This window comes from Rahnella sp. P4_A8 (assembly GCF_056402435.1).
In genome coordinates, this window is sequence record NZ_JBFUHK010000261.1 from 1 (window position 1) to 1,130 (window position 1,130).

1 protein-coding gene and 1 pseudogene are annotated in these 1,130 nt (G+C 50.7%); both read left to right on the forward strand.

Features of this window, described 5'->3' with window-relative positions; all coding sequences use genetic code 11:
- Window positions 1–978 (forward strand): malate synthase (locus AC1DUO_RS25255; protein WP_477989428.1); only part of this gene is annotated, 978 nt, incomplete at its 5' end.
- Window positions 979–1,018: 40 nt separating this feature from the next.
- Window positions 1,019–1,130, forward strand: a pseudogene (locus tag AC1DUO_RS25260) (isocitrate lyase); the annotation flags it as partial.

Here is a 1,130-nt window from a genome sequence, read left to right on the forward strand (position 1 = left end):
CCCTATTTCTATCTGCCAAAAATGCAGTCTTATCATGAGGCTGACTGGTGGAGCCAGGTCTTCAGTTTTGCCGAGGATTATGCGGGATTGGCGCGGGGCACGATTAAAGCCACGGTGCTGATTGAAACCCTGCCTGCGGTTTTCCAGATGGACGAAATCCTTTACCACTTGCGCGATCACATTGTCGGATTGAACTGTGGTCGCTGGGATTACATCTTCAGTTATATCAAAACGTTGAAGAATCATTCTGACCGTATATTACCTGACCGTCAGTCCGTAACGATGACTCAGCCTTTTCTAAATGCTTATTCCCGGCTGCTGATTAAAACCTGTCACCGGCGTGGAGCATTTGCGATGGGCGGAATGGCAGCCTTTATTCCCAGCAAAGACGTTAAGCGTAACGAGTGGGTGCTGAATAAAGTCCGGACAGATAAAGAGCTGGAAGCGAATAACGGACATGATGGTACCTGGATTGCACACCCTGGGCTGGCTGACACCGTGCTTGAAGTGTTCGATAAAGCGCTGGTCAACCGTTCAAACCAGCTGGATGTACTACGTGAAGAAGATGCCGAAATTACTGCAGAGCAATTACTMGAACCTTGTTCCGGCGAGCGTACTGAAGAGGGAATGCGCGCCAATATTCGCGTCGCAGTGCAATACATTGAAGCCTGGATTTCTGGCAACGGCTGCGTCCCGATTTACGGGTTGATGGAAGATGCTGCCACGGCTGAAATCTCCCGCACATCCATCTGGCAATGGATCCACCACGGCAAAACGCTTAATGACGGACAACCCGTCACCAAGCCGTTATTCCGCCGCATGCTGAACGAAGAAATGCTGGTTATTCAGCAGGAGTTGGGCGAACAACGTTTCAGCGCCGGTCGTTTCACGCAGGCGGCTGCCTTGATGGAAAAAATCACCACACAAGATGAGTTAATCGACTTCCTGACCCTGCCGGGCTATCAGCTGCTGGCCTGATCCTTCTTACCCTACACATAAAAAGACCGGAGTATTTGCCATGAAAACGAACCGTACTCAGCAAATTCAGCAGCTTGAAGAAACGTGGAGCCAACCACGCTGGAAAAATATCACCCGACCTTACACGGCGGCAGAAGTGATCAGCCTGCGAG